Origin of the sequence: Ruegeria sp. 6PALISEP08 (assembly GCF_001238295.1) — a bacterium.
Taxonomy (GTDB): Bacteria; Pseudomonadota; Alphaproteobacteria; order Rhodobacterales; family Rhodobacteraceae; genus Ruegeria.
In genome coordinates this window covers 421834-446501 of sequence record NZ_LGXZ01000002.1, presented here as the reverse complement: position 1 = coordinate 446501, position 24668 = coordinate 421834, and the positions used below count along the sequence as shown (strand labels likewise).

Sequence of the window (24668 nt, the reverse complement as noted above, 5' to 3'; positions counted from 1 at the left end):
GGGGTTCAAGAGCTATTTGCAAAAAATGAGACCGCGATACGAAAATTTTTTCTGACCATTATTTGGTATCGATCAGCACGGCTCCGGCGCGGTTTCCGGCCTGTACCATTTCGTGTGCAGCGGCGCAGTCTGCCAGTGAAAATACCTTTTGAAGCGGGCAGATCAAAGCGCCGTCCGTCAACGCCTGATGAAGGGTTTTCACGGCAGCAGTGCGCATTTCCGGTGGCAATAGATAGATCAGGATTGTCTCAAGCGTAACGGCTTTGAACATCATCGATCCGAACGGAAAGACAGGTGCCATGTTTTGGGCAGAGCCATAGGTATTGATACGTCCGTTCTCGGCGATCACAGCGGTGTTCGTTTCGATATTTTGTCCAAACTCGACATCAACGATTCGGCTGAGTGTCTGCCCGCCATTCGCCTCCAGAATCTCGTCTGCAAGAGCCTCGCTGGCATAGTCCAGCACCACATCTGCTCCGGCTATATTGACCCTATCAAAGTTTCGGGGGCTCGCAGTTGTGATAACGCGCGCGCCGGCCCATTTTGCAAGCTGAACCGCTAGATAACCGACCGTACCTGCGCCGCCGTGAATCAGAATCGTTTGGTCTTTGGGTGTTCCGCCCGAGAAGACGGCATGGCATGCCGTCAGGCCGGGGATACCCAGAATCGCGCCTGTCTCAAGCGAAACAGCATCCGGCAGCTCAACAGCCTGAGTACTGGGTAAGGTAATGTGGCTGGCGGCTGTGCCAAAGGCGCGCTGCCATTGCCCGTTCCAGATCCAAACACGTTGACCGATCCGTGAGGTGGGAACACCGTCCCCGACAGCCGAAATAACACCTGACCCGTCGCTGTGGGGGATGATCACAGGGAAAGGAGGCTCCGTCACGCCCGGACGGGTTCCCGCGCGGGCTTTGATGTCCGATGGGTTGACGCCTGAAAATGCCAGCTCGACGGTAACTTCGCCTGGACCCGGAGGAACCGGAGGGAGATCTTGCAGGCGCAAGACATCGGCTGCGTCTCCGAAAGCGGAATAGGTGACTGCGCGCATGAAAACCTCCGATTTTTTCGGAGTATCACAACAAACCGGCAGGAAACTCAATGGGGGTATTGCCGGTTGCCAGACCAGCAAGGTCAAGGCTTTATTCGCGGATTTCGGCCGGATCGACGCCCCACAGATTCGACTTCAGCGTCCAGCCCCGATAGCCGCCCGCCGTGATACGACACCAGTCCAGCGAACACGTGCCAAGGCGGGCCACGACGCCGGTCTCGAAATGCGCATTCGCCGGTGAATTGGAATCGGGGCGGGCATAGACGGGCAGCATGTCGGATTCGATCAGCACCGTGCGCACACCTGACAACAAGGCATAGTGCACCCAGCCACCGGCACCGTCGCGGTCCTGAACTTTGCGCCAGTTGCCATATTCCGCCGTCACTTGCAGCGGCATGCCGCGCCGTTTGAACACCCAATCGATTCGATGGCTCAGCGAAGGCCCGCGCCGCACGTTCCCTTCTGCTGCTTTCATGGACACATAGCGCGGCAGGGGCAGGTTGGTGACAGATCCACGTTGATCCTCGGCATGTGCGGCCCAGGAACCGAACATGACCAGAAATGCGGATATCGCCGCCAGACATCGGCTTTTTACCGGTCGAATACCACTCACTGACTGCCCGCTCTTATGCCCGTTGATCCGATTATGAAAAAAGGTCGACTCAATGCCAATGGGGTTCTTGTGCCCCGCCTTATCCTGCGCCACGATGCCATGGCGCGCGTCTGTTTGCAAAGCAGTGGGAGGGCCGAGGTGCCAAGAGAACGTCTGAGTGTTGTCGTTACGCGACGGTTGCCCGAAGCAGTTGAAACCCGGTTGAGCGAGTTGTTTGATGTGCGCCTGCGCGATGACGACACGCCGATGACAAGAGATGAGCTAGTGGCCGCGATACAGGAAGCCGATGTTCTGGTGCCCACGGTGACGGATGCGATTGATGGCGGCCTTTTGGGTCAAGCGGGAGAAAACCTGAAGCTGATTGCCAATTACGGGGCGGGTGTCGACAATATCGATGTGTCTACAGCGCGACAGCGCGGCATTCTGGTGTCGAACACGCCCGGCGTGCTGACAGATGACACTGCCGATATGACAATGGCCCTGATCCTGGCCGTCACGCGACGCATTCCTGAAGGGCTGAGCGTGATGCAGCAGGGTGATTGGTCCGGCTGGGCCCCAACCGCCTTTCTGGGTGGTCGGATCGGTGGTCGCCGTCTGGGTATTCTAGGGATGGGTCGGATCGGGCAGGCCGTTGCGCGGCGTGCCAGCGCATTTGGAATGCAGGTTCATTACCATAATCGCCGCAGGCTGCGCCCCGAGACTGAACAAGAACTGGAGGCAACCTATTGGGAAAGCCTTGATCAGATGGTCGCTCGAATGGATGTGATTTCGGTCAATTGCCCTTCAACGCCGTCGACCTTCCACCTGATGAATGCGCGTCGTTTGAAGCTTATGAAGCCGTCAGCCGTGATCGTGAATACTTCGCGCGGTGAAGTTGTCGACGAAAATGCCCTGACCCGGATGATTCGAGCGGGCGAAATCGCGGGCGCAGGGCTGGACGTTTACGAACAGGGCACCGACGTGAACCCGCGGTTGCGGCAGCTGCCCAACGTCGTGTTGTTGCCGCATATGGGGTCGGCCACGCTGGAGGGGCGGATCGAAATGGGCGAGAAGGTCATCATCAACATCAAGACCTTCGAAGACGGCCACCGTCCGCCAGATCAGGTTGTGCCCTCTATGCTCTAAGCCGCTGGAAAGGAGCCTGAATGGACCTGTTTGAAGGGGGATGCCGTTGCGGACGTTTGCGCATCATGGCTTCGGGCTGTCCGCTTCGGGTCGGGGTGTGTCACTGCATTGACTGCCGCAAGCATCATGGGGCTTTGTTCTACGCCGCAGCGATTTTTCCCAGCGATGCCGTCGAAATTTCAGGCCCGTCGCAGGGCTTTGCGGATCGGTTCTTCTGCCCGACCTGCGGTTCTGCGGTTTTTGCGTGTAGTGGTTCTGAGGTCGAGGTGCATCTGGGATGCCTCGACGTGCCCAACCAATTGACGCCTACATACGAATGCTGGGTCTCGTGGCGCGAAGGCTGGTTGCCCGAATTCAAGGGGATGAATCGGTTTGACCGAGATCGGGATGAATTTGGACAATAGGTGTCGTGGCGAAACCTTGCTGTGAAGTCACGCCTAAACGGCGAACCGTTGCAGTGCGCGGTCATTGCTTACAGGTTTGAAACAAAACGAAGTATTGGAGGATTTGATCAGATGAGATGTGTTTCCGCTTTATTACTTTCGGCAGTTGCGTTTTCGACGCCGGTCCTTGCTAAGGAGGCTGCTGATGCCGTTGCACCCGAAACTGCCTCGGAAGGGCAGGTGCAGGCCCTGACAGACGAAGTCATCGCAGCGCTTGAGGCCAAGCTGGACGGTGTTCCGGTTACATCTGAGAACTGGATGGTGGCCGCCGCCAACCCATTGGCGGTTGAAGCCGGGGCCAAAGTATTGCGCGCAGGCGGGTCCGCTGCGGATGCGATGGTAGCCGTACAGGTTGTACTGGGTTTGGTCGAGCCGCAATCCTCGGGTCTGGGTGGTGGCGCGTTTTTGGTCTGGTACGACGCAGCAACTGGGCAGATGACAACGTTGGACGGGCGCGAAACCGCACCACAGGCGGCCACACCAATAATGTTTCACGACGAAAACGGTGAGCCGCTGAAATTCTTTGATGCGGTCGTTGGAGGATTGTCGGTGGGAACTCCGGGCACGCCTGCTTTGCTGGAAGAGGCCCATCGTCGCTGGGGACGCTCTCCCTGGCCCAGCTTGTTCGCTGATGGAATCCGTCTGGCAGATGAGGGCTTTCTGGTCTCGCCGCGCTTGGCCAGCCTTGTTGAAAACGATGCCGAGCGCCTGTCGCGCTTTCCCGAAACGGCTGCGTATTTTCTGCCGGGTGGAGAACCTTTGCAGCAAGGGCAGCGCCTGATGAATTCGGCCTATGCCGATACCTTGCGTGTGCTGGCCAGTGACGGGGCCGCAGGATTTTATGGCGGTGAGATCGCTGCCGATATTGTCCGCACGGTGCAGAACGCTCCGGGCAATCCCGGTGTTCTGTCCGGCATTGACTTGGCGCTGTATCAAGTGAGCGAACGTGAACCGGTTTGTGCCGAATACAGCGCGTATGAGGTTTGCGGAATGGGGCCGCCATCGTCCGGTGCGCTGACTGTGGGGCAGATTTTGGGGATGCTGAACAGCTATGATCTGGCAGCGATGGGTCCCGAAAGCGCAGAAGCCTGGCGGTTGATCGGAGACGCCTCTCGCCTCGCCTTTGCAGATCGTGGTCGTTACATGGCCGACAGTGATTTTGTTCCCATGCCCACAAAGGGGTTGGTTGATCCGGACTATCTTGCGCAGCGTGCGGCTTTGTTGGAAACCGAAGGTGCGTTGGCCGAAATCGCTCCGGGGCAGCCTGAATTCGACCATGCGCTGAACTGGGCAGACGACGTATCGCTCGAATTACCCTCGACCTCGCATATCTCAATCGTGGACGGCTACGGCAACGTGTTGTCGATGACGACGACCATAGAAAACGGCTTTGGATCGCGTCTGATGACGAACGGGTTTCTGTTGAACAACGAACTGACGGACTTCTCGTTCAAAACCCATAGCGACGGAGTGCCGATTGCCAACCGGTTGGAACCCGGAAAACGTCCGCGTTCTTCCATGAGCCCAACCATAGTGATGCAGGACGGCGCGCCGGTTCTGGCCATCGGCTCGCCGGGCGGCAGCCGTATCATTGGCTATGTCGCGAAATCGATCATCGCCTGGGCTGATTGGGATATGGACGTACAGCAAGCGCTGTCCTTGCCGCATCTGGTCAATCGTTTCGGGACTTATGATGTCGAGGCTGGTAGCGCCGCCGAAGGGTACACGGATGCGCTGGTTTTGCAGGGCTTTGAGGTTAATCCGCGCGATCTGACATCGGGCCTGCATGCCATCGAAATCGGTGACGTGCTGAGCGGGGGCGCCGACCCGCGTCGCGAAGGGATTGCGCTGGGCGAATAAGCCCTCGGTATTTGTGGGGATTGCCCACACTCTGCGGGCCTTTTAGTCATAGGTTGAAAGGCCCGCAGTGTTTTGGGCAGCGGAGGATGACAATGGTACAAGCTACGGCCTTGCCTAGAAATGAAACAGGCATAGAAACCGCGATCAGCATTCTCAAACAACGTTTCGGCGACAGGCTGCAAACAGGCGCCGCGATCCGGGAACAGCACGGCCACACCACAACATGGATCGAAAACCAAAGCCCGGACGCCGTAGTTTTCCCGCACACGACGCAAGAGGTTTCGGACATCGTCAAAACCTGTGCCGCGCATGGGGTGCCGGTGATCCCGTTTGGAACTGGAACGTCGCTGGAAGGGCATGTGAACGCGCCGGCTGGTGGCATCTCGGTCGATCTGATGCAAATGGACAAGGTGCTGGCGGTTCATGCCGAAGATCTGGATTGTGTCGTGCAGCCTGGCGTGACCCGCGAGGCGCTGAACACCCATTTGCGAGATCAAGGCCTGTTCTTTCCGATTGATCCCGGGGCCAATGCCTCGCTTGGCGGTATGGCTGCCACGCGCGCCTCGGGCACCAATGCAGTGCGGTATGGGACGATGAAGGACAATGTCCTCAGCCTCGAGGCGGTCATGCCAGATGGCCAGATCATCCGTACAGGGCAAAGGGCCAAGAAATCCTCGGCTGGGTATGATCTGGCCCGCCTTCTGATCGGGGCCGAAGGAACGCTGGGGATCATCACCGAACTGACCCTGTGTCTGCAAGGCATCCCCGAAGCGATTAGCTCGGCCCGATGCTCGTTTCCAACTGTGGATGCGGCCTGCCGCGCAGTGATGATGACTATACAGTATGGCATTCCTGTCGCCCGAATTGAGTTGCTGGATGAAATGTCGGTTCAGGCGGCCAACGCCTATTCCGGGCTGAACCTGCCGGAAACGCCGTTGTTGTTGTTGGAGTTCCATGGCTCTGAAGGCGGTGCCGTGGAACAAGCCGAGACCTTTGGTCAGATCGCTGAAGAATTCGGCGGTACCGATTTTGCCGCGACTTCGACCACCGAGGACCGAAACAAGCTGTGGCAGGCGCGGCATGACATGTATTGGGCCTGCCTGCAACTGCGCCCCGGCGCGCGGGGTATCTCCACGGACGTCTGTGTGCCGATCTCGCGTCTGGCCGAATGTGTGACGCAGGCTCAGAAAAAGGCCGACGACCTCGGTCTTCTGGCCCCCATCGTGGGGCATGTAGGAGACGGCAATTTCCACACGCTGCTGCTGATCGACATGGAAAGCGCCGATGAAGTTGCCAAGGCTGACGCCTTTGTCGGCTGGCTGAACGATCTTGCGATCTCGATGGAAGGCACCTGCACCGGGGAACATGGTATCGGGCAAGGCAAACGGCCTTATCTTGAAAAAGAACTGGGGCCTGCCACCCGGTATATGGCCGCAATCAAGGCCGCGCTGGACCCCGACAACATCATGAACCCCGGCAAGATTTTGTCTGATCGCCCCTAGCGGATTTCGCGATCTGGTCGGTTTTGTGCCCTCAAAACGTCCACTTGTTCTGGATTCTTACAGCCGAATACAGACAGGTGGTCGACATGAGCGCGAAATATTTGGCAGGCCTTGTTACAATCTGCGGATTGGCGGTTGCAGGGCTTGACTATTATCAACAAGCCCAGGCATCGGAAAACGGTCTGAATATGAAAGATTATTTGGCTTCTGTGTCGGCGCGCGCCGGGTTTACGGACACCCTTGCTGAAGCAGAATCCCAAGTTTCCCAACCACAGGAACCAGCGGCGCAAAAACCCTCAGGCGAGGGCGGCAAACTGGTCTGCGTTACAGTCGGGACCAGCAAACGCTGCAGCTCTAGCGGGTGAACCAAGCGGCCAGATAGGTGATCTGCGACCTGCATTCGATGTTCGGGTCGTTTTTTTCCTATCACTGGTCGGATGAATGTCGCGCGTTGCCCCCTAAGTGCGCCATATGGTGTCAGCTGAATTCAAGGGGAGACGCCCGGTTATGAAAACCCAAGTCAAAGCATTGGTCGTTGGCGGTGGCGCCGTTGGGACCTCGATTGCCTATCATCTGGCCAAAGCAGGCTGGGACGATGTGATGTTGATCGAACGGGACGAGCTGACGTCGGGCTCGACCTGGCATGCTGCTGGTTTGCTGCCACTGTTCAACATGTCCTATGCGACAACTCATATTCACAAGTATTCGGTCGACTTCTACAAGACACTGGAAGAAGAAACCGGACTGAATGCGGGCTTTGCTGTTGTTGGTAACCTGCGCATGGCGCAGACGCAGGACCGCATGGACGAATACATGCTCTATGCCTCCACGGCCGAGACCTGTGATGTCAAATACGAATGGTTGACCCCGGGTCAGATCAAGGAACGCTGGCCGCTGATCGAGACCTCTGATCTGAAAGGTGCGATCTATCATACCGAGGATGGTTACATTAATCCCGCCGATGTGACGCAGGCGATGGCAAAGGGTGCCCGTCAGCGTGGAGTGGACATCGTGCGGAAAATGCAGGCCGATGCGTTCCATTGGAACGGTACTCATTGGGAAGTCACCTGCACCAAGATGGTCGAAAAGGGCGGCAACCTCGTTCCGTCCGATGAGCAGGTCGTGATCACTGCCGAGCATGTTGTGACCGCTTCCGGAAACCATGCGCAGCGTACGGCCAAAATGCTGGGCATCAAAATGCCCGCGATCCCGGTTGAGCATACGTTCATCGTCATGGACAAAGACCCCGAGCTGGTCAAATGGCGTGAAGCTGGTAACCCCGAACACCCCGTTGTGCGCGATGCTGACAACGAATCCTACGCGCGTGAAGAGCGCGGCGGCTGGATTCTGGGCATCTATGAACATGGCGCGCCTGCGCAGTTCGAACATGGCGTGCCGGACAGCTTCCGTGCCGACCTGTTCCCGCTGGACCTCGACCGCATCGCCGATCAGTACATGGCGATGGCCGAACGCGTGCCGTCCTGCGCCGAATCCGGTCTGAAAGACGATTTCAACGGCCCGATCTGCTACACCCCCGACGGCAACCCGCTGGTTGGCCCGGCTCCGGGCCTGCGCAACATGTGGCTGGCCGAAGGTTTCTCGTTCGGCATCACCGCTGCGGGCGGCACCGGCTATTATCTGGCACAGATGATGGTCGATGGCGAAGCCGAGATCGACATGGCCTCGCTGGACCCCAAACGCTACAGCAGCAACTGGATGACCACCGAGTTCGCGGCACGCAAGAATGAAGAATGCTATGAGCACGTCTACATTCTGCACCACCCCGACGAAGAGCGTGCGGCCTGCCGCCCGTTGCGGACTGTTCCGGCGTACGATCGTCAGAAAGCGCGTGGCGCACAGTTTGGCTGGGTCAATGGATGGGAGCGCCCGAACTATTTTGGTCCGTTGGATGCACCCGAAAACTTCGACCATGACGCCCGCTCGTTCCGCCGCGGTGGCTGGTGGCAGCATGCCGTTGACGAAGCCAAGGCGATCCGAGAAGGCGTTGGCCTGATCGACGCGTCGGCCTTCACCAAGCATGTCGTCAAAGGCCCCGGTGCGACCCAGTTCCTGGATTGGTTCACCTGCAACAAGCTGCCCAAGGTCGGTCGTATCAACCTGACCTACGCGCTGACTTCGCACGGCACCACCCGCACTGAATACACCATCGTCCGCAACGGCGAGAACAACTACTACATCGTCTCTGCCGGGGCATGGACTGAGTATGACGCCGACTTCCTGCGAAAGGCGGCCGAGGACAAGATGGAGGAGTTCGGTTACATCGAGATCCAGGATGTGACCACTCAGTGGGGCGTCTTCGCCATCGCCGGACCCAAGTCGCGTGACGTTCTGAAAGAGGTCATCAAGGACGCCGACCCGGAAACCGCATTGTCCAACAAGCGCTTCCCATGGCTGTCGGCCCGTCAGATCGAACTGGGCATGTGCCCGGTCAACGCGATCCGCGTGGCCTATACCGGTGAGCTGGGCTGGGAACTGCACCATCCGATCGAGATGCAGAACTACCTGTTCGACCTGCTGGAAAAAGCCGGTGAGAAGCATGGCATGAAGCTGGTTGGTGCCCGCGCCCAGAACTGGCTGCGTCAGGAGAAATCCTATCGCGCATTTGGCACTGAGCTGGGCCGCGACGCGACCCCGCTGGAAGCCGACCTGCCGCGTTTTGTCGATCTTTCCAAGGACTTCTATGGCAAGGCCAAGCTGGAAGAGACTGGCGTGCGCGTGAAATGCTGCACCCTGCTGATCGACGGACCGGAGGATGCCGACCCGTGGGGCCGTGAGGTGCTGTATACCCCAGAAGGTGAGCGCGTTGGCCGTCTGACCTCGGGTGGGTATTCGGTGGCCTTCGAGAAGTCCATCGGCATGGGCTATGTGAAGCCTGAAATGGCCGTCGAAGGCACCAAGCTGAAGGTCAAGATGCTGGATAAGCTGTGGGACGCTGTTGTCACCTGCGACAGCCCCTACGATCCGAAAAACGAGGTCATCCGCAAGGACGGTTGATCAAAGAAAGGCCCCGGAAATTTCCGGGGCCTTTTCTGTTGGTTAGGCGGACAGTTCGTCAAAACACTCCAGCGCTTTGGCCGCGTACATCATGGCTGGTCCACCACCCATCTGAACGGCCATGGCCAATACGTCCGAAACCTCATCTCTCGTCGCACCTGCTTTGATCAGGGCTTCTGTGTGTAAGGTGATACAGGGCTCGCATCGGAGTGTGACCGACATGCCCAAAGCGATGAATTCCTTTGTTTTGTAGTCGAGCGTTCCGCCCTCTTTCACGGCCTTCCCTAGCGCGCCGAACGCGCGCGTTGCGTCCGGGATGGATCCGTTGAGATTACGGAGGCTCTTGCGGGTTGCCGAGAGCTTTTCTTGCCAGTGCATGTCTGCTGCCTTTCACATTTCGCAAATGGAATATGAGGTAAGAAGCAGGGATCTGACTTTGATCTCGATCAGGTCGCTGGTCGCGATGTGATGAATGCAAGATTGTTGGCGGGCATATCGACCGTGTTCAGTACCGTCAGGTCGACATCCTCAAACAGGGCAATCATATCTGTGTCGTCTTTGTAGCCTATGTCCGGATCTTGCTGGGTGAGAGCTTCGTGAAATCTCTTGTCGCCTTCGCTTGTAAGCTGGCCCGAGCGCTTGAATGGTCCGTATAAGACAAATCGACCGGATGGCCTTAGCACTTTGGCAGTCTCGGCGATGATGGTTCGCGTTTCCTGCCAGCTGATCAAGTGTATCAGATTGATCAACAAGATCATGTTTTGTTCGGGGAACCGGACATGCCAGCCTGCGGTTGTGGCATCCAGTTCTCGGGCACGCGCGACGTTCGGTAAATCGCGCGTGTAGGCGTCGATACTGGCACGCCGTTCCGAGTCAATTTCCGTCGGCTGCCACTGGAGGCCGGGCAACAGGTCCGCGAAGGCCGCGATATGCTGACCGGTACCGCTGGCAATCTCTAACGCCTGTCCCTGGGACGGAGCCCAGTCACGCAGCAATGCGCACAAGGCGTCGGAGTTTCGCGATGCCGCCGGGGCCACCAGTTTGCCATCTTCAGCCGAATTGGCAACGCTGGCAGAGGAGGGAAGTCTGCGTTTGATCATTGCTTCAACCTTTCTGGGGTCAACATGGCAACAATCCCAGCGTCAAGGGCAGGAGGAGCTCCTGTAACCAGATCGCAAAGCAACTGAGACGCTGCAGGCGCGGTTTGAAAGCCATAGCCACCTTGTCCAGCGCTCCATATGAATGAAGGGTCCTGAGGGTCTCTTCCAAGTACCAAAGTTCCGTCTGGCGCAAAACTGCGCAACCCGGCCCAGTTTGTTTCGACCCGTGTGACCTTTTCGATCATCAATGCCTCATACCGCGCCAGACCTTCTGCCAGCACCATATCGTCCGCATAAGCATCCTGAGGAGGAACAGGGTCGGCCTCGGATGGCGAGACCAGAAGTTTCCCGGCATCGGGTTTAGCGTACCATGTTTCACCCACACCCAGCATCATGGGCCAAACGGAAACATCATGGCCACCTGGGGCGGGCAATCGCGCCATGGACCGGCGGCGCGGGGTAATACCGATGGGCGGAAGCCCCGCAAGACCGGCGATTTCGTCCACCCACGCGCCGGCGGCGTTGACCAGGTTATGGGCCTCAAAACTCTGACCGGCGGTGACGATCCAATGCAGGTCTTTGCGGATGGCAGTGACCCTGTGTTTGGTCGAAATCGTCCCGCCATTCTGCCGAATGGTTCGGGCAAAATCCTGCAACAAACGATCTGTATCGATGTCAAAAGCGGTTTCGCTGACAGCCGTAAAGCCCACCTGCTGGGAGTTCAGGATCGGAACACGTGCAATGGCGTCAACTGTCGATATTTGCGCCATGTTCAAGTCCCTGCAATCAGCAGCAAACAGGTCTGACTGATCTCGCGCGCCGACCAACATCAATCCGCGCGGAGTCAGATAACCTCCGTTCTGCGAATGCAGGAAGGCAGCGCCTGCCTTGTTCAGAGCGACAACCGAAGGCGATCCATAGTTTTCTTCAAACAGTGCAGCAGATCGGCCGGATGCGTGATAGCCCAGGGCGTCCTCGGCCTCGAGCACCATCACGGTTCCATGCTGCGACAGGCGCGCGCCAGCGCTGAGACCGGCGATGCCACCACCGATGATCAGAAAATCAATCATGGTTTGCGGGCGCCTCGGACGGGATGCGGCGAAGTATTCTGGAATTGCATATTGGTCTGTGAGTCTTTCATTCGTTTTGCGTTTGTCTTTCAAGACTATAAGCAGCCTTGAATTTACGCTTCAACCCGGTCAAAGAAGTATCAAAATATAAAGGAGGGTAAGGTGACTGCAGCAGACCTTCATCCAATGGCTACAGGGCATATTCCCCGATACGTTGTCGCAGCTGATGGAAGCGACTACCTTTTTTCAGCCATGATCGTCTTTTTTGTCGTTCTGGTGGTGTTGATTGGCGTTGGGTACCTGACGCTCCATTCCGTGCCGGAAAAAATGGCCCATGAAAACAACCACCCGCAATTTCAATTGGTGGGTATTTTGGCGCTGCTTGCGCTGTTTACGCATAATGGACTGTTCTGGGTTGCCGCCATACTGGTCGCAGGGTTTCAGTTTCCGGACTTTGCCACACCGCTCAGAAACATTGCTGATGCCATTCGTTCTCTTGGTCGGGTTCAGGCGCCGGAACCGTTGCCTGAGGCAGCCGCACCGGCAGCGTCCGTTAGAGAAGCTGGTGAAGCGCAGGAGCACAGCAAATGATCGAGACCATGCTCTGCGCCTTGATTACGGTGCTGCCCGATTATTTGTTCCGCCGGTTTGTACAGGGCAAACGTATAGGTCACGAAATCACCTTGTTTACCATGTGGTACGAACTGCGTTGGGGCCTGACGACATGCGCCATTCTGGCGCTGACCGTGATCACCACGCTGTTTTATTTCCACCCGGCCAGCAAAACGGCCGCGTCCTATTTCCGTACCGTCACGATCCTGCCACAGCTGGGCGGGCGTGTTTCAGAGGTTTTCGTCAAGAACAACCAACTGGTCACGGCGGGTCAGCCGATATTCCGGATCGAGGATTTCAGCCAAACCGCGCAGGTTCAGGCGGCAAATGCACAGATAGCGCAGGTGCAGGCCTCGCTTAAAGTTGCCGAAACCGACCTGGCAGAGGCTGACGCAGGAATCGCTGGCGCGAAGGCCGCCCTTGCGCAGTCTCTCGAGGATCTGGAACGCAACACAACCTTGCGCGACGAAGGTTCGAGCGCTGTGCGGCTGGCCGAGATTGATAGGTTGGAAAATCTTGTCGCCGAGCGTGAGGCGCAGGTTGTCGCGGCTGAAGCCAAACGTGCAGCAGTTGAGCAGCAGATCGAAGAGCTGATCCCTGCCCAACTGGCCAGTGCGATTGCGCAACTGGACGCCGCGCAGACCGAGTTGGACAAAACAGTTATTCTCGCTGGTGTTACCGGACGGGTCGAACAGTTTAGCTTACAGGTCGGCGATTATGTAAGCCCATTGTTGCGCCCTGCCGGTATTCTGGTGCCGTCACATACCGGACATGACCGGTTCCAGGCTGCGTTCAACCAACTGTCCGCTCAGGTCATCAAACCGGGCATGATCGGAGAGTTGGGCTGCATGACCAAGCCGTTCACGGTAATCCCCACGGTGGTGGTCGAGGTGCAGGATGTGATCCCATCGGGACAGATCCGCCCGTCGGACGAGCTGCGCGATGTGCAAACCAACAACCAACCCGGTTCGATCCTGGTCTATGTGGAGCCGCTATACAAAGGTATGGCCGATGACATTCTTCCGGGCAGCAACTGTCTGGCCAATGTCTACACCGATAACCACGAGCGGCTAGAGTACGAGGATCTGGGCTTTTGGGAGGCTGCGTTCTTGCATGTGGTGGACACAATCGGTGTGGTTCACGCCGCAGGTCTGCGCCTGCGTTTGATCCTGATGCCGGTGAACACTTTGGTGCTGACCGGGCATTGATCCGGTCTTGGCAATCCAAACGCAAAGGGCCCGGCAGGTTTTGCCGGGCCCTTTGGTTTTAAAGCGCGGCCTTGAACAGCTGCGTCAGATTTTCTTTCGTCAACTCTATCGGGTTGCCCCCGCAAGAGGGATCGATGATCGCGCCTTCGACCAGTTCGGGGATTGCGGCCTCGGTCACACCCAAGTCGGACAGGGTGCGCGGGATGCCGAGGCTGTCGTTGAACTCCTGCACAAAGGCACGGAAGCCGTCAAAGCCACCATCAATGCCCAGATAAGACGCGGCCTGCTGGAACCGGTCGGCGATGGCAGGGGCGTTGAACTCCAGCACAGCAGGCATACAAACCGCGTTGGTGGTACCGTGGTGAGTGTTGAACACTGCCCCGATCGGGTGGCTCATCGCGTGGATGGCACCTAGCCCTTTCTGGAAGGCCGTCGCGCCCATGGCTGCTGCGCTCATCATCTGGGCGCGGGCCTCGATATCGGTGCCGTTGGCATAGGCGCGCGGCAGATATTCTTTCACCAGCCGCATCCCTTCCAGCGCAATGCCCTGGCTCATCGGGTGATAGTGCGGGCTGGAATATGCCTCGACGCAGTGAGCAAAGGCGTCGAGACCCGTGCCTGCGGTGATGAACTTGGGCATCCCGACAGTGAGTTCAGGGTCGCAGATCACTACGGTTGGAAGAACCTTGGGGTGGAAAATGATCTTCTTCGCGTGGGTTTCCGAGTTGGTGATGACACTGGCACGCCCAACTTCCGATCCCGTCCCGGCGGTGGTCGGCACTGCGATGATCGGCGCGATCACTTCCGCGTCTGCGCGGGTCCACCAGTCGCCGATATCCTCAAAATCCCATACGGGCCGAGTCTGACCCGCCATGAAGGCGACCATCTTGCCCAGATCCAACCCCGAGCCTCCGCCAAAAGCGATCACACCGTCATGGCCGCCCGCATTGTAGGCAGCAACCCCGGCGTCGAGGTTCTTTTCGTTCGGGTTGGGATCCACATTGCTGAATAGCCCACGACCCAGTCCTGCGGCCTCCATGATGTCCAAGGTTGCGGCGGTGATCGGCAGATCGGCAAGCCCCTTGTCCGTGACAAGCAGGGGTTTTTTCATCCCGGCGGCAGCGCAGGCTTCAGGCAGTTCCTTGATGCGTCCGGCGCCGAATTTGATTGCGGTCGGATAGGACCAGTTTCCAACAAGTGACATGTCAGGTTTCCTTTGTGATTTGAGGTCTGCTTGGGGGGAGGGGGTCAAACCCGAGCAGACCATCGTCCTTAGCCCGTGACCTTCTTCAGGTGATAGGATTTGGGACGGGTTAGGTTGTGATAGCCAATGACCGAAAGGCCGCCGCCGCGCCCGGTGTTCTTGCAGCCGGTCCAGCACAGACCAGGGTCTAGATAATCCGCCCGATTCATGAATACAGTGCCGGTCTCGATCTGATCGCCCACCCGCGCCGCACGATCCACATCGCGGGTCCACAGGCTGGCGGTCAGGCCAAACTCGCTGTCATTCATCAGTTGAATGGCTTCTTCATCCGAAGACACTTTCCTGATGCCCACAACCGGCCCAAAGCTCTCATCCCGCATCACCCGCATGTCATGGGTCACATTGGTCAGAATCTGTGGCGTCAGGTAGGCGCCACCATCGTCTTCAGCAAAGGTGTCGATATGTGCGACCGCACCGGCCTCAACAGCTTCGGCAATCTGCGCGCGCACTTCTTTGGCAAAACGTACATTTGCCATCGGACCAATCGTCGTCTCGGAATTCAGCGGATTGCCCAACTTGTAGCTGTTTACAATCTCAACTGCCTTGGCGACAAAATCATCGAATAGGCTTTCGTGGACGTAAATGCGCTCGATCCCACAGCAACACTGACCCGAGTTGAACATTGCTCCGTCGATCAACGTATCGACGGCTGCGTCCAGATCCGCGTCCTCCATGACATAACCCGGGTCTTTGCCACCCAGCTCGGTGCCTACGCCGGTAAACGTACCAGCCGCCGCACGTTCCATAGCCTGGCCACCGCCGACCGAGCCGGTGAAGTTCACAAAATCAAACGCATTGCCCGCAATCAGTTCATTGGTGACGTCATGGCTCAGGAACACGTTCTGAAACACGTCCTCAGGCACACCTGCCGAATGGAACGCCTGTGCCATACGCTGACCCACCAGCAGCGTCTGCGTGGCATGTTTCAGGATCACAGTATTCCCCGCGATCAGCGCCGGTGCGACCGTGTTTATGGCGGTCATATAGGGGTAGTTCCACGGTGCCACGACAAACACCACCCCATGCGGAATGCGCTTGATGTAACGCTTGAACGTCTCATCTTCGCCCACCGCGATATCAACCAGAGAAGCCTCAGCGATTTCGGCCATATGGCTGGCGCGCTCGTTGAAACCACCAAACTCACCGCCATAGCGCACCGGGCGGCCCATCATATGCGCCAGCTCGGGTACGATCTCGTCATTCATCGCGCCAACAGCAGCCACGCCCGCCATGACAAGATCAATCCGCTCCTGCAGGGGCCGCGCGGCCCAATCTGCCTGAGCGGCGCGCGCCCGGCCTGCAACCTCAAACGCCGCGTCCCGAGACAACACTTCTCGTTCCGCAAAAACCGATCCATCGATCGGTGAGACACATTTCAACATCTGCCCCATATCCACTCCATTTCCGAAAGAAACAGGATCCCTGCTTCATCTGGCCAAAAATATCTCGGGGGTCTGGGGGCAGAGCCCCCAACCTGGCCCGACCTCAAGCCCGTTCAAACCCGCGAGCAACTTCCCAATCGGTCACCACACGCTCGAACTCTTCGATCTCGACCTCGGCGGCGCGGGCGTAGTGATCGACAACGTCATCGCCCATGGCCGCCCGTAACATGGTCGAGCCATGCAGCGCATCCCGTGCCGCACGCAGGTTGCCGGGGATCATGCCGGTCTCGCCCTGATAGACGTCGCCGGTGGTGGGCGGCTGCAACTCCAGCCCTTCCTCGATCCCTGCAATCCCAGCAGCCAGCATTCCGGCCATCGCCAGATAGGGGTTCATGTCCGAACCTGGAATCCGGCACTCGACCCGAACCGCCTTGGTGCCATCCCCACATAGGCGGAACCCGGCAGTGCGGTTGTCGACCGACCAGATGATCCGCGTCGGTGCAAAGGTGCCCTTCATGAAGCGTTTGTAGCTGTTGATGTAGGGCGCCATGAAGCAGGTATAATCAGGGGCGTATTTCAGCAGACCGGCCATGTAGCTTTTCATCAGCCCTGACATGCCCAATGCGTCGTCCGCGTCATAGAACGCAGGCGTGCCATCGGCCCACAGTGACTGATGCACATGGGACGAGCTGCCCACCTTATCATGGTGCCATTTTGGCAGGAAAGTCGCGGCATGGCCGTGCTGCCATGCAATCTCCTTGATCGCGTTTTTTGCGATCGAGTGATACTCGGCGGTATCCATTGCCGCGGCGTATTTGATGTTCAGCTCTTCCTGTCCGGTTTCGGCCTCGCCCTTCGAGTTCTCAACCGGTATGCCCGCGTCCCACAGGTGATTCCGGATCGGGCGCATCACATGCTCTTCTTTGGTGGTTTGAAGAATGTGATAGTCTTCGTTGTAGCCCGAGATCGGTTCCAGATCGCGGAAGCCTTCCTTGCGGATCTGGTCAAAGCTCTTCTCGAACAGGAAAAACTCCAATTCCGTCGCGGTCATCGCGTCGTAGCCCATGGCTTTCAAGCGGTTGACCTGTTTTTTCAGGATCGAACGCGGTGCGTGTGGCACCTCTTCATGCGTATGGTGATCCAGCACATCGCACATTACCATGACCGTGCCCTCAAGCCATGGAACCGGGCGCAACGTATCAAGGTCGGGTTTCATGACATAGTCACCATAGCCGCGCTCCCAACTGGTGGAGGCATAACCGTCGGGCGTCGCCATTTCCAGATCAGTGGCCAACAGATAGTTGCAGCAATGTGTCTCTTCCCACGCGCTGGCCACGAAATGGCCTGCGTGAAAGCGTTTGCCCATCAAACGGCCCTGCATATCGACCATGCAGACCAAAACCGTGTCCACCGATCCCTCGGATACCTGCGTTTTCAGATGTTCGAACGTGAGCATGTGCCACCTTTGTCTTTGCCGAATTGAATTTTCGGCCATTCGTCCTGATAGACCTGCCCCCACGAAAGGGGGCAGGTTGAGTAGGCAGTTTTCTTAACCGTAGCGATATGGCCGACCGGCCTTTTGCATGTCGGCGTTGTATTGCTTGAAGATTTCGACAACTTTCGCTTTTGTCTCAGACTCGGCCGCGATCTCGTCCCAGAATTTGACGGCAGCGTCCTCGACGGTTGCCCATTCATCATCCGGGATTGTCGTCAGCTTCAGCTTGTCGCCGTTCACGCGCAATGAGGCTTCTCCGCCCCAATACCACCACTGGCGGTAATAATGTGACTGGTCGGTGCAGACCTTGAACAGTGTTTTAAGATCTTCCGGCAATTCGTTCCAACGGTCCATGTTGGCGAAGAAGTGACCCGCCCAAGCGCCCGACACATTGTTGGTCAGGAAGTAGTTGGTCACATCTGCCCAGCCCACGGTGTAGTCTTCGGTAATGCCCGACCAGGCGATCCCGTCCAACTCACCTGTCTGAACCGCAACTTCGATATCTTCCCAAGGCAGGGTCACCGGTACAACACCGAACTGTGTCAGGAACCTGCCTGCGGTCGGGAAGGTAAAGATGCGCTTACCCTGCAGATCAGCAAGCGAATTGATCGGATCTTTGGTCGCAAAGTGGCAAGGGTCCCATGCACCGGCCGAGATGTGTTTAACACCGACTGCCGAATATTGTTCGTCCCAGATTTCATTCAGGCCGTACTGGTTGAACAGAACCGGCACGTCCAATGAGTAACGCGATGCGAAGGGGAAATACCCACCAAACACCGTGACTTCGGTGGGCGAGGCCATCGAGTCATCGTCTGACTGTACCGCATCAATTGTACCGCGCTGCATTGCGCGGAACAACTCGCCTGTGGGCACAAGCTGGTCTGCGTAGAACAGCTCGATCTGCATGCGGTCGCCGGCGATGTCATTGAACATCTTGATGGCAGGATCGATCACGTGTTCTGCCAATGCCGGACCGGCATATGTTTGCATCCGCCACGTTATCGTCGATTGCGCCAATGCAGGCGTCGCCAGCGCAGCAGCGGGGGCCGCCGCGGCACCTTTCAGAAATGTACGTCTGTTCGTCATTCTCTCTCTCCGTTGGTCAGTTTCAGCAATGCGGGGGATACCCGCGATGCCCCGGTTTGGTCCGGGATCATTTGTTGTAGACATATTCTGGCAGCCACAGCGCGATCTGCGGGAAGGTCATGATGATTGCCAGTGCAAGCGTCATCACCATCACGAAAGGCAGGATCGAGCCATAGATGTCGCGCAGCGAAATCTCAGGTGGTGCCATCGCCCGCATCAGGAACAGGTTATAGCCGAACGGTGGTGTCATATAAGCGATCTGGGTCGTGATCGTATAGAGCACCCCGTACCAGATCAGATCGAACCCCATTGCGCCCACGAGTGGAACGTACAGAGGCGCAACGATCACCAGCATGGCAGTGTCGTCCAGGAACGTTCCCATTAGAATAAAACTGAGTTGCATGAAGATCAGGATCACCCAGGGATTCAGACCCAGACGCTCGGTGAACAGGTTCTCGATGGCGCGCACCGCGCCCAGCCCGTCGAATACCGCGCCAAAAGCCAACGCCGCAAGGATGATCCACATGAACATGCAGGTGATGCCCAGTGTCGAGCGCACCGAGGTCTCGAACACTTCGCGCGTCATCCGACCTTTCAGGATTGCGGCCGCAAAAGCGGTCAATGCGCCGATGGCCGAGCTTTCCACCAATGAGGTCCAACCGTTCACAAACGGCACCATCATCGCGGCGAAAATTCCCAAAGGTAGCAAGCCTGCACGCAACAGGCGCATTTTCTCTGCCATTGGCACGTCGCGCTCTTCCGCCGAGAGCGCCGGTCCCAATGCCGGGTTAATCCGGCAGCGGATCACGATATACAGGATGAACATTGCAGCCATCATCAGCCCCGGCAGCAACCCAGCCAACCAAAGCTGGCCAACCGGCTGGCGCGCGATCATCGCATATAGAACCAGCACAACGGAGGGTGGCACGAGGATACCCAGCGATGAACCGGCTTGTATCACCCCGGTTACCATCTTCTTGTCATACCCACGTTTCAACAATTCAGGCAGCGCAATGGTCGCGCCAATGGCCATTCCGGCAACGCTCAACCCGTTCATGGCCGAGATTAGAACCATCAGACCAATGGTGCCGATGGCCAGCCCGCCGTTCAGACCGCCCATCCAGACGTGGAACATCTTGTATAAATCGTCGGCGATTTTGGATTCTGCCAGCACATACCCCATGAAAATGAACATCGGCAGCGTCAGCAGCGGGTACCATTTCATCAGCTTCATGGCGGCGGAAAAGCCGATGTCATAGCCACCGCGATCCCCCCACAGGAACAGGGCGGCCATGACGGCAACAAAGCCGATGGCCCCAAACACCCGCTGCCCGGTCAGCAGCATCAGCATCATGGTCGAGAACATCAAGATGGCGATCATTTCGTAAGACATCAAATCACCTCGCGCGGGATGTCATCGCCCTTGAGGCGCAAAATATCTTTGAACAGTTCCGAGATGGCCTGAAGCAACATCAGGAACAGCCCCACGACCATGATCACCTTGATTGGCCAGAGGTACGGGCGCCACGCGGTTGGGCTGCGTTCACCATATTGCAGCGAATAACTCAGCGAGTCGTATCCGCCGTAGATCATCACAACGAGATAGACGATCAGGAAAAAGACGGTGATCGCGTCGGTCCAGGCCCTGCGGCGATCGGACCATTCGCCGTACAGCAGGTCCATGCGGACGTTTGACCCCATCTGGATCGAATAAGGGCCGCCCAGAATGTAATAGGCCACCATGGCGAACTGAGCCATTTCCAGTGTCCAGAGCGATGGCAGAAAGAAGGTTTTCGAGATCGAAGACCAGAGCAGAATGCCCATCATGACGAAAATGCCATACATGACCACGCGCCCGATCCAGCGGTTCGCGCGGTCAATGACCGCCACATATCCCCGCATGAATTTCATTTCGACACCCGTTTTCTCATGATTTTACGCCTGTGCCTGGAAGGGCGGTGATGACCGATTTCAGGATCGGCGCCAGCAGACCTGCCATGCGGTTCACGCCTTTTGGTGTGTCGATCAGGTCATTGCGAACCTCGATCATGACGTTCGGAAGCCCGCGTTTGATCGCATGTTCCCGCAACGTATGCGTGACGCCGTCAGTCGCCGAATACGGCTCGTTCAGCGCAACGCGCAGCCCGGACCCCTGCGCCTGTTGCAGCATGATCTGGGCCGCACGGTTGTCTTCGTCGTGCAGAATGCCCAGTTCCACCGTCCTTCTCTGTCCTTTGTAGACCGGAGTGAAGCTGTGAATGGTGACGACAACCGGCGGTTCGCTTCTCGCGTCCAGTGTGGATGACAGCAACTGCCGGAACGGTTCGTACACATCATGAACCCGCTGGTCACGCTGGGCCGCAGTCAGGTTTGCGTTGCCGGGAACCGAGAACACTTCGCTAAGTTGCGGCATCGCATCTTCGCGTTCCGGTGGACGGTTGCAGTCGTAGACAAGGCGACTGACACGGGAATGCACCAATGGTGCGTCCAGCGCTCCCATCAACTCAACCGAAAGCTCTAATGCGCCGATGTCCCATGCCGCATGAGACCGTGCTGCATCCTCATCCAGACCCAGACCGTTCAAAGCAGCCGGGATGAAACGGCTGGCATGTTCGCACACCAAAACCGCAGGCGCGCGGCCTTGTGCATTAAGCACTCGGGCGGCCGGGGCTTCTGTCGGTTGTAGCAGTGATGACTCGGTCTCGTGAAGCATAGGTAGCATTTGTTACAGCAATTTCCCACCTGTCAAGAAAATTACTGTAGACAAAATTACAAACGAGAATACTCTGTAACAAATTTAAGAAGAGAGGGCATCGATGGCCACCGTTGTGAAGCTCGTCAAACAGCGGATTCAGGATGAACTGGACGAACTGACCCGATCAGAGCGCCAGTTGGCATCAATCCTGTTACAGGACTATCCGATGGCAGGGTTGCAATCGATCACCAAGCTGGCGGCTGCGGCTCAGGTCTCGACGCCGACGGTTATTCGCATGGCGCGCAAACTGGGATTCGATGGGTTTCCGGATTTGCAGGATGCGCTGCGCGAAGAAGTGGCTGCGCAGATCAAGAAACCGATCTCGAAACGGGATGCCTGGGTCGTCGATGACGAGGCCGAACACCCGACAACCCGCTTTGCGCAAGCCGTATGGACAAACATGCGCCACACCCTGGAGCGTCTGGACAAAGGGATGTTTGACACCGTTGCCCAGCTGTTGGCCGAGACGGATCGGCATCTCTATGTGGTGGGTGGCCGTATCACCCGATCCAACGCGGATTACCTGTTCAATCACATGCAGATCATCCGGCCCAATGTGACGATGCTGGGCAATTCGGCCAATGTGTGGCCGCAATACCTTCTGGATATGGACGCGTCCTCTGTTCTGGTGATCTTCGACATCCGCCGGTACGAAGCGCATTTGGAAAAACTGGCGCAAGTCGCTTCGAGCCGCGGCGTGACGGTTGTTTTGTTTACGGATCAATGGGGCTCACCGATCGGAAAGGCCGCCAATTACACCTTCCACGCTTTGGTCGAGGCCCCTTCAAGCTGGGATTCGACGATAGCACTGCAACTGATTTCCGAAACCCTGATTGCCGAAGTGCAGGAGGCGCGATGGGAGGAAAGCAAGGAGCGGATCGAGGAACTGGAGCAGTTTTTTTCGTCGACCCGGATATTCCGCAATCAGGATTGATCGGGCGAATCTGACCAAGCGCTGTGGTGCAAAAACGGAGGCACAAAATTTGCCACTTCCTGCTTGACGCGCCCGGGTGCATGACTTAACCAACGCAAACCATTTGCGGGTATAGCTTAATGGTAAAGCCCCTGCCTTCCAAGCAGGCTATGTCGGTTCGATTCCGTCTACCCGCTCCAAACTCTCCAACTTTCTGCGTCAAATGGCCCTTTCGGGTCGCTGATCCTTGTCGTGATGCTTGACCACAAGGGCGGCTGAGGCCAAGAAAGCTGTCACTTTCTAGCGTTCAATCCATAAGGGCCCGACATGGCAAGACAGACCGCCAACAAACCAGCACCAGCCGCTGCACCCGGTGCCAGCGAAGAGCGGGCCCGCTCAAAGAAAATAGGGGTGCTGGCCTCGCTGTGGCCATTCATGAAGCCCTACAAGCTTTTGATGATTGGCGCGACACTGGCGTTGATTCTGACTGCAAGCATGACACTGACTCTGCCACTGGCGGTCCGGCGCGTGATCGACAACTTTCGCATTCAGGATGGCGAGCTGTTGGATTGGTACTTTCTGGCCGCACTCGTCATTGCCGCTGTTTTGGCTGTGGGTACTGGCATTCGATATGCTCTGGTGACGCGCTTGGGTGAACGCGTGGTCGTTGATATTCGCAAGGCCGTTTTCGATCGCGTGATCGCGATGAGCCCGGAATTCTATGAACGCATCATGACGGGTGAGGTTCTCAGCCGGATCACAACGGATACGACCCTGATTCAATCGGTTCTTGGGTCTTCGGTGTCTATCGCGCTGCGCAATATGCTGTTGTTCTTCGGTGGGCTTGTGCTGATGCTGTTGACCTCGGCCAAGTTGACCGGTTTGGTCTTGTTGCTTATCCCGATTGTCATTGTTCCGATTCTGGTTCTGGGTCGCCGTCTGCGCGTGATCAGCCGCGAAAATCAGGATTGGATCGCGGCGTCGTCCGGCAATGCCGGGGAAGCTTTGGGTGCGGTGCAGACCGTGCAGGCCTTTACCCATGAGCAGGCCAGCCGCCAGCGATTTGGTGAGATGACAGAGACTTCATATGAGGTCTCATTGCGCCGCATTCAAACCCGCGCTGTCCTGACGGTCATTGTGATCTTTCTGGTCTTTTCTGGCATCGTTGGTGTCCTGTGGATGGGTGCAATTGACGTGCGCAACGGTGTGATGACCGAAGGTGTGCTGGTGCAGTTTGTGATCTATTCGATCATCATGGCAGGTTCGGTCGCGGCCCTGTCCGAGATCTGGAGTGAAATTCAGCGTGCTGCTGGTGCCACTGAGCGTTTGGTTGAGCTTCTGAATGCCCAAGACACCGTAACCGATTCCGCCAAGCCCGTAATCCTGCCCAAAGACCTCAAAGGTGAAATCCGGTTCGAAGATGTCAGTTTCCGTTACCCCGCGCGGCCCGATACCGTCGCGCTGGATCATCTGTCGCTGCAGGTCAATCCGGGTGAAACGGTGGCCTTTGTCGGACCGTCCGGCGCAGGCAAGACGACCGTCATTCAATTGATCCAGCGTTTCTATGATCCCAATTCGGGCCGGGTCACGCTGGATGGTCACGACCTGCAAGAACTGGGGCGGGCAGATTTCCGGACGCATATGGCGCTGGTCCCGCAAGATCCAGTAATCTTTGCGGCTTCGGCCCGTGAAAACATCCGTTTCGGTCGTCTGGATGCAACTGACGCCGAAGTTGAAGCCGCAGCTCGCACCGCCGCCGCACATGATTTTATTGCGGCCTTGCCTGAAGGATATAACAGCTTTGTGGGAGAACGCGGTGTCATGTTGTCCGGTGGTCAGAAGCAGCGTATCGCCATTGCGCGTGCCATCCTGCGCGACGCACCAGTACTGCTGCTGGACGAGGCAACCTCGGCCCTGGATGCGGAAAGCGAACGCGCAGTACAGGGTGCGGTGGACCAGATGCGAGCCGGACGCACGACCCTGATCGTTGCGCATAGATTGGCAACCGTGAAGAAGGCCGACCGCATCGTCGTATTGGAAGAAGGGCGTATCGTGGCGCAGGGCAGCCATGACGATCTGGTCTCTCAAGACGGGCTGTACGCACGGCTTGCACGGCTGCAATTTACCGATGGCGTCGCTGCCGAATAGAAGTGACGCACGGGCATTAACCCATTCGC

Annotated in this window: 22 protein-coding genes and 1 tRNA gene; 11 read left to right on the top strand and 12 right to left on the bottom strand. The window is 57.5% G+C overall.

What is annotated here, in order from left to right; all coding sequences use genetic code 11:
- Positions 1–58 precede the first annotated feature (58 nt).
- Both ALB80_RS05335 and ALB80_RS05330 read right to left on the bottom strand, forming a co-directional pair.
- The gene (locus tag ALB80_RS05335) at positions 59–1048 is read right to left on the bottom strand and encodes an NADPH:quinone reductase (protein ID WP_050602971.1); all 990 of its coding nucleotides are present in this window, start codon (positions 1046–1048) and stop codon (positions 59–61) included.
- Between the two features lie 91 nt (positions 1049–1139).
- Complete coding sequence (locus tag ALB80_RS05330) at positions 1140–1601, bottom strand: SH3 domain-containing protein (RefSeq protein ID WP_083445206.1); 462 nt, start codon at positions 1599–1601, stop codon at positions 1140–1142.
- 198 nt (positions 1602–1799) lie between these two features.
- Between ALB80_RS05330 and ALB80_RS05325 the strand changes: the two genes are divergently transcribed.
- The 6 genes from ALB80_RS05325 (at position 1800) to ALB80_RS05300 (ending at position 9606) form a co-directional block, all read left to right on the top strand.
- Positions 1800–2786, top strand: coding sequence for a D-glycerate dehydrogenase (locus tag ALB80_RS05325; protein ID WP_050602970.1), 987 nt, complete (start codon positions 1800–1802; stop codon positions 2784–2786).
- Positions 2787–2806: 20 nt separating this feature from the next.
- Positions 2807–3190, top strand: coding sequence for a GFA family protein (locus ALB80_RS05320; protein WP_050602969.1), 384 nt, complete (start codon positions 2807–2809; stop codon positions 3188–3190).
- Positions 3191–3301: 111 nt separating this feature from the next.
- Positions 3302–5089: a gamma-glutamyltransferase gene (gene ggt / locus ALB80_RS05315; RefSeq protein ID WP_050602968.1), complete on the top strand. Its 1788-nt coding sequence runs from the start codon at positions 3302–3304 to the stop codon at positions 5087–5089.
- Between the two features lie 92 nt (positions 5090–5181).
- Entirely contained in the window at positions 5182–6591 is a 1410-nt protein-coding gene (locus ALB80_RS05310) for an FAD-binding oxidoreductase (RefSeq protein WP_050602967.1), read from the top strand.
- A gap of 44 nt (positions 6592–6635) precedes the next feature.
- Complete coding sequence (locus ALB80_RS05305) at positions 6636–6956, top strand: hypothetical protein (protein WP_050602966.1); 321 nt, start codon at positions 6636–6638, stop codon at positions 6954–6956.
- Positions 6957–7098: 142 nt separating this feature from the next.
- Entirely contained in the window at positions 7099–9606 is a 2508-nt protein-coding gene (locus ALB80_RS05300) for an FAD-dependent oxidoreductase (RefSeq protein WP_050602965.1), read from the top strand.
- A 42-nt stretch (positions 9607–9648) separates the two neighbouring features.
- On the opposite strand, the gene ALB80_RS05295 is transcribed toward ALB80_RS05300, so the two are convergent.
- The 3 genes from ALB80_RS05295 to ALB80_RS05285 form a co-directional block, all read right to left on the bottom strand.
- A complete protein-coding gene (locus tag ALB80_RS05295; RefSeq protein WP_050602964.1) occupies positions 9649–9984 on the bottom strand; it encodes a carboxymuconolactone decarboxylase family protein in 336 nt (111 codons plus the stop codon).
- Between the two features lie 68 nt (positions 9985–10052).
- Entirely contained in the window at positions 10053–10706 is a 654-nt protein-coding gene (locus tag ALB80_RS05290; RefSeq protein WP_050602963.1) for a DUF938 domain-containing protein, read from the bottom strand.
- Positions 10703–11776 carry an FAD-binding oxidoreductase gene (locus ALB80_RS05285; protein WP_050602962.1) on the bottom strand — a complete coding sequence of 358 codons (1074 nt, stop codon included), beginning with the start codon at positions 11774–11776 and terminating at the stop codon, positions 10703–10705. Before ALB80_RS05285 ends, ALB80_RS05290 begins: the two co-directional genes overlap by 4 nt.
- Positions 11777–11938: 162 nt before the next feature.
- On the opposite strand from ALB80_RS05285, the gene ALB80_RS05280 reads away from it, so the two are divergent.
- Positions 11939–12367: a hypothetical protein gene (locus ALB80_RS05280; RefSeq protein ID WP_253276815.1), complete on the top strand. Its 429-nt coding sequence runs from the start codon at positions 11939–11941 to the stop codon at positions 12365–12367.
- On the top strand, positions 12364–13596 hold the full coding sequence (locus ALB80_RS05275; RefSeq protein ID WP_050602960.1) for an HlyD family secretion protein: 1233 nt from the start codon (positions 12364–12366) through the stop codon (positions 13594–13596). Before ALB80_RS05280 ends, ALB80_RS05275 begins: the two co-directional genes overlap by 4 nt.
- 58 nt (positions 13597–13654) lie before the next feature.
- Here the strand turns inward: ALB80_RS05275 and ALB80_RS05270 are convergent, their stop codons facing one another.
- From ALB80_RS05270 to ALB80_RS05240, 7 genes are all read right to left on the bottom strand, one after another.
- Entirely contained in the window at positions 13655–14800 is a 1146-nt protein-coding gene (locus ALB80_RS05270; RefSeq protein WP_050602959.1) for an iron-containing alcohol dehydrogenase, read from the bottom strand.
- 68 nt (positions 14801–14868) lie between these two features.
- On the bottom strand, positions 14869–16251 hold the full coding sequence (locus ALB80_RS05265) for an aldehyde dehydrogenase family protein (RefSeq protein WP_050602958.1): 1383 nt from the start codon (positions 16249–16251) through the stop codon (positions 14869–14871).
- Positions 16252–16345: 94 nt separating this feature from the next.
- On the bottom strand, positions 16346–17698 hold the full coding sequence (locus ALB80_RS05260; RefSeq protein WP_050602957.1) for a glutamine synthetase family protein: 1353 nt from the start codon (positions 17696–17698) through the stop codon (positions 16346–16348).
- A 93-nt stretch (positions 17699–17791) separates the two neighbouring features.
- Complete coding sequence (locus ALB80_RS05255; RefSeq protein WP_050602956.1) at positions 17792–18823, bottom strand: TRAP transporter substrate-binding protein; 1032 nt, start codon at positions 18821–18823, stop codon at positions 17792–17794.
- Between the two features lie 67 nt (positions 18824–18890).
- Positions 18891–20216: a TRAP transporter large permease subunit gene (locus ALB80_RS05250; protein ID WP_050602955.1), complete on the bottom strand. Its 1326-nt coding sequence runs from the start codon at positions 20214–20216 to the stop codon at positions 18891–18893.
- A complete protein-coding gene (locus ALB80_RS05245) occupies positions 20216–20734 on the bottom strand; it encodes a TRAP transporter small permease subunit (protein ID WP_050602954.1) in 519 nt (172 codons plus the stop codon). Before ALB80_RS05245 ends, ALB80_RS05250 begins: the two co-directional genes overlap by 1 nt.
- 16 nt (positions 20735–20750) lie before the next feature.
- On the bottom strand, positions 20751–21545 hold the full coding sequence (locus ALB80_RS05240) for an N-formylglutamate amidohydrolase (protein ID WP_157054142.1): 795 nt from the start codon (positions 21543–21545) through the stop codon (positions 20751–20753).
- A gap of 94 nt (positions 21546–21639) precedes the next feature.
- Here ALB80_RS05240 and ALB80_RS05235 point away from each other — a divergent pair, with 94 nt between their 5' ends.
- The 3 genes from ALB80_RS05235 to ALB80_RS05225 all read left to right on the top strand — a co-directional run bounded on the left by ALB80_RS05235 (position 21640) and on the right by ALB80_RS05225 (position 24639).
- On the top strand, positions 21640–22512 hold the full coding sequence (locus tag ALB80_RS05235; protein ID WP_050602952.1) for a MurR/RpiR family transcriptional regulator: 873 nt from the start codon (positions 21640–21642) through the stop codon (positions 22510–22512).
- 105 nt (positions 22513–22617) lie between these two features.
- A tRNA-Gly gene (locus ALB80_RS05230) sits at positions 22618–22691 on the top strand.
- A 127-nt stretch (positions 22692–22818) separates the two neighbouring features.
- Entirely contained in the window at positions 22819–24639 is a 1821-nt protein-coding gene (locus ALB80_RS05225) for an ABC transporter transmembrane domain-containing protein (protein WP_050602951.1), read from the top strand.
- Positions 24640–24668: the final 29 nt, after the last annotated feature.

Coding starts and splice junctions, on each gene's coding strand:
- ALB80_RS05235 (WP_050602952.1), top strand. CDS start 21,640: ATGGCCACCGTTGTGAAGCTCGTCAAACAGCGGATTCAGGATGAACTG.
- ALB80_RS05300 (WP_050602965.1), top strand. CDS start 7,099: ATGAAAACCCAAGTCAAAGCATTGGTCGTTGGCGGTGGCGCCGTTGGG.
- ALB80_RS05290 (WP_050602963.1), bottom strand. CDS start 10,706: ATGATCAAACGCAGACTTCCCTCCTCTGCCAGCGTTGCCAATTCGGCT.
- ALB80_RS05310 (WP_050602967.1), top strand. CDS start 5,182: ATGGTACAAGCTACGGCCTTGCCTAGAAATGAAACAGGCATAGAAACC.
- ALB80_RS05270 (WP_050602959.1), bottom strand. CDS start 14,800: ATGTCACTTGTTGGAAACTGGTCCTATCCGACCGCAATCAAATTCGGC.
- ALB80_RS05255 (WP_050602956.1), bottom strand. CDS start 18,823: ATGACGAACAGACGTACATTTCTGAAAGGTGCCGCGGCGGCCCCCGCT.
- ALB80_RS05225 (WP_050602951.1), top strand. CDS start 22,819: ATGGCAAGACAGACCGCCAACAAACCAGCACCAGCCGCTGCACCCGGT.
- ALB80_RS05260 (WP_050602957.1), bottom strand. CDS start 17,698: ATGCTCACGTTCGAACATCTGAAAACGCAGGTATCCGAGGGATCGGTG.
- ggt (WP_050602968.1), top strand. CDS start 3,302: ATGAGATGTGTTTCCGCTTTATTACTTTCGGCAGTTGCGTTTTCGACG.
- ALB80_RS05240 (WP_157054142.1), bottom strand. CDS start 21,545: ATGCTACCTATGCTTCACGAGACCGAGTCATCACTGCTACAACCGACA.
- ALB80_RS05320 (WP_050602969.1), top strand. CDS start 2,807: ATGGACCTGTTTGAAGGGGGATGCCGTTGCGGACGTTTGCGCATCATG.
- ALB80_RS05285 (WP_050602962.1), bottom strand. CDS start 11,776: ATGATTGATTTTCTGATCATCGGTGGTGGCATCGCCGGTCTCAGCGCT.
- ALB80_RS05330 (WP_083445206.1), bottom strand. CDS start 1,601: ATGTTCGGTTCCTGGGCCGCACATGCCGAGGATCAACGTGGATCTGTC.
- ALB80_RS05335 (WP_050602971.1), bottom strand. CDS start 1,048: ATGCGCGCAGTCACCTATTCCGCTTTCGGAGACGCAGCCGATGTCTTG.
- ALB80_RS05265 (WP_050602958.1), bottom strand. CDS start 16,251: ATGGGGCAGATGTTGAAATGTGTCTCACCGATCGATGGATCGGTTTTT.
- ALB80_RS05250 (WP_050602955.1), bottom strand. CDS start 20,216: ATGTCTTACGAAATGATCGCCATCTTGATGTTCTCGACCATGATGCTG.
- ALB80_RS05245 (WP_050602954.1), bottom strand. CDS start 20,734: ATGAAATTCATGCGGGGATATGTGGCGGTCATTGACCGCGCGAACCGC.
- ALB80_RS05275 (WP_050602960.1), top strand. CDS start 12,364: ATGATCGAGACCATGCTCTGCGCCTTGATTACGGTGCTGCCCGATTAT.
- ALB80_RS05295 (WP_050602964.1), bottom strand. CDS start 9,984: ATGCACTGGCAAGAAAAGCTCTCGGCAACCCGCAAGAGCCTCCGTAAT.